This is a genomic window from Methylibium sp. T29-B (genome assembly GCF_000576225.1).
Lineage (GTDB): Bacteria > Pseudomonadota > Gammaproteobacteria > Burkholderiales > Burkholderiaceae_C > Methylibium > Methylibium petroleiphilum.
In genome coordinates, this window is sequence record NZ_AZSN01000265.1 from 1 (window position 1) to 3,084 (window position 3,084).

Annotated in this window: 3 protein-coding genes; all 3 read right to left on the reverse strand. The window is 72.0% G+C overall.

Translation table 11 applies throughout. The features are described 5' to 3' along the window. Positions 1-25: 25 nt before the first annotated feature. Complete coding sequence (locus tag Y694_RS20820) at positions 26-757, reverse strand: response regulator transcription factor (protein WP_036236167.1); 732 nt, start codon at positions 755-757, stop codon at positions 26-28. Positions 758-822: 65 nt separating this feature from the next. Beyond that, positions 823-2,487, reverse strand: a complete 1,665-nt coding sequence (locus Y694_RS20825; protein ID WP_036236169.1) for an FMN-binding glutamate synthase family protein — start codon at positions 2,485-2,487, stop codon at positions 823-825. Positions 2,488-2,537: 50 nt separating this feature from the next. Further along, on the reverse strand, positions 2,538-3,084 hold a 547-nt coding region (locus Y694_RS25080; protein ID WP_036236172.1), incomplete at its 5' end, for a hypothetical protein.

Consider the following 3,084-nt stretch of genomic DNA (forward strand, 5'->3'; position numbering starts at 1 on the left):
CGCCTCGTCGCGGGGCGGGCCGGCTTCACGCCCAGCCGGGACGCGACTGCGCCTGCACGGTGGCGCGGGCGCGCTGCCCCAGCTGCAGCTTGCGGTAGACGTTGCGCACCGCGGTGGCCACGGCGCTCGGCGTGGTCAGCAGGCGCTCGGCGATCTCCTCGCTGACGTAGCCCTGGGCCACCAGCCGCAGCACCTCGTGCTCGCGGGCGCTGACCTCGTGGTCGCGGCGCGAGGGCTCGTCGAGGTCCATCATGCCGGTGTCGCCCCCGCCGCCGCCGAACTCCGAGAAGCCCGAGTCGCGGAAGCTCGTGTCGCTGAAGCCGTCCTCGCGGAAGCGCTTGAGCAGGTGGCGCGCGATCGCCGGCGAGATGGGCGACTCGCCGCGCGCGGCCTGCTCGACGGCGCGCACCAGCTCCTCCGAGGTGCAGCCCTTCAGGAAGTAGCCGTCGGCGCCGGCCTCGATGGCCTGGATCACGCGCGCCTCGTCGCCGAACACCGAGAACACCAGGATGTGCGGGTGCCACACGCCGTCGATCGCGGGGGCATGGCTCAACTCGCCGATCAGCTCGGTGCCGTCGCCGTCGGGCAGGCCCAGGTCGGACAGCAGCACGTCGGGGCGGCACTGCGGCAGGTCGATGCGGGCGATGCCCAGCCGGTTGGCGTGGCCGACGCAGCGGATGCCGGGCGCTTCGTTCAGCGTGTCGAGCACATGCTGGGCCACCAGCGGATCGTCTTCGACGAGATAGACCTTCAGCACGCTTGTCGTCTCCTGGGGACTGTGACTCTGGGGCGATCGGGGCCGCCTGCCGGGAGCTTAGTCGTTCACGCCGCCGCTGTCGCCAGCGGATCGGGTTGGTGCAAGAAGGAATGCGCACTCGCGCGCGGCCAGTAGAGCCGGAACACCTGGTGCGGCCAGTCAATCTCGCCGCGCTCGGCGGCCAGCAGCGCGCCTGGCTTCACGAACGGCAGCAGCGTCGCCAGCAGCTTCACCTCGTGGTCGGCCACGCGCCGCACGATGTGCGCGGCGGTGATCTCGCGCGGGTGCTGCAGCCCGGCGGCCTGCACCAGTTCCTTCAGCGCGCGCAGCGTTTCCTGGTGGAACATGAACACGCGGTCGGCCTTGGTCGGCACCACCAGCGCCTTCTGGCGCATCGGGTCCTGCGTGGTCACGCCGGTCGGGCAGTGGCCGGTGTGGCAGGCCTGCGCCTGGATGCAGCCCAGCGCGAACATGAAGCCGCGCCCCGCGTTGCACCAGTCGGCGCCCAGCGCCATCAGCCGCGCGATGTCGAAGGCACTCACCACCTTGCCGGCGCAGCCGAGCTGGATGCGATCGCGCAGCCCGATGCCGGTCAACGTGTTGTGCACCAGCATCAGCCCCTCCTGCAGGGGTGCGCCCACGTGGTCGGTGAACTCCAGCGGCGCGGCGCCGGTGCCGCCCTCGGCGCCGTCGACGACGATGAAGTCCGGCAGCAGATGCGTCTCTCGCATCGCCTTGGCGATCGCGAACCACTCCCACGGGTGGCCGATGCACAGCTTGAAGCCCACCGGCTTGCCGCCCGACAGCGTGCGCAGCTTCTCGATGAACTGCAGCATGCCCACCGGCGAGTCGAAGGCGGCGTGGCGCGACGGCGACACGCAGTCCACACCCACCGCCACGCCGCGCGCCGCGGCGATCTCCGACGTCACCTTCGGGCCCGGCAGCACGCCGCCATGGCCGGGCTTGGCGCCCTGGCTCAGCTTGAGCTCGATCATCTTGACCTGCGGGTCGCGCGCGGTCTCGGCGAAGCGTTCCTCGCTGAACGAGCCGTCGTCGTGGCGGCAGCCGAAGTAGCCCGAGCCGATCTCCCAGATCAGGTCGCCGCCGTGCTCGCGGTGGTAGCGGCTGATCGAGCCCTCGCCGGTGTCGTGCGCGAAGCCGCCGCGCTTGGCGCCGGCGTTGAGCGCGAGGATGGCGTTGGCGCTCAGCGCGCCGAAGCTCATCGCCGAGATGTTGAAGATCGACGCGCTGTACGGCTGCGCTCGCTCGCCGCCCACCGTGATGCGGAAGTCATGGCTCGCGAGCGTGGTGGGCGCGATGGAGTGGTTGATCCACTCGTAGCCCTCGGCGCCCACGTCGTGCTGCGTGCCGAACGGCCGCTTGTCGGGCTCGCCCTTGGCGCGCTGGTAGACCAGCGAGCGCTGCTGGCGCGAGAACGGCGCCGCCTCGTTGTCGCCCTCGATGAAGTACTGCCGCATCTCCGGCCGGATGAACTCGAAGAAGAAGCGCAGGTGGCCGATCACCGGGTAGTTGCGCAGCACCGAGTGGCGCGACTGCCGCACGTCGTGCACGCCGGTGCCCACGAGCGCCAGGAACACCAGCAGCACCAGGCCGCCGCTGCCGGTCACCACCCACACCAGCGCGCTCAGCAACGCGCCGACCGCACAGGCCAGCCAGACGACGTAGCGGATCGGGAAGTGTTCGTTCAGACGCAACAGCCAGGCGGGCATGACGGATTCCTCGGGGCGCGGTGACCCGGGGATGCTAGCCCTGCCGCGTGTCAGTGCGCCGGTCCGACGGGTTGGGGGTTTCCACGGGCGCCGGGCTGCGCAGCGGGGGCTTCGAGCTGCCGGTACACGGCCGTCGCCAGCGCCTGCAAGCGGGCCCGTGGCAGGTCGGCGCTCAGCGCATAGCCCTGCCGGCCATCGACCCAGTAGAAGCTGTGCGTCGGGCCGTCGCCACGCCACTGGAAGGCGGCGGGGGCCGAGGCGCCGGGCGCAGCCGCGCTGCCCAGCACCGACACGTACAGCGTCACGCGCTGCCCCTGCGCGTCCTCGTACATGAACTGCGCGCGTGCCTGACCGGCCTCGCCGGGCAGCAGCCGACCACCGACCAGCCGCAGCCCCTCGCCGTCGAGCGCCGGCACGCGCAGTGGCGCGCCCAGTCGCTTCGACAGCCACTGCACCAGGTGGGCCTGCTGCGCCGCGTCCACCTCGACCGGGTGGCGTTGATCGGGCACGTAGACGGCGTGCGCGGCCATCGCTTCGCGCACGAAGCCCGGCGCCGCCACCTGCGCCGCCTCCGGCGGGGCCGGCGCCACTCGGCCG

What these genes read in the sequence shown, in the direction of transcription:
- Y694_RS20825 (WP_036236169.1), bottom strand. Translation starts at nt 2,487, where the DNA reads ATGCCCGCCTGGCTGTTGCGTCTGAACGAACACTTCCCGATCCGCTAC.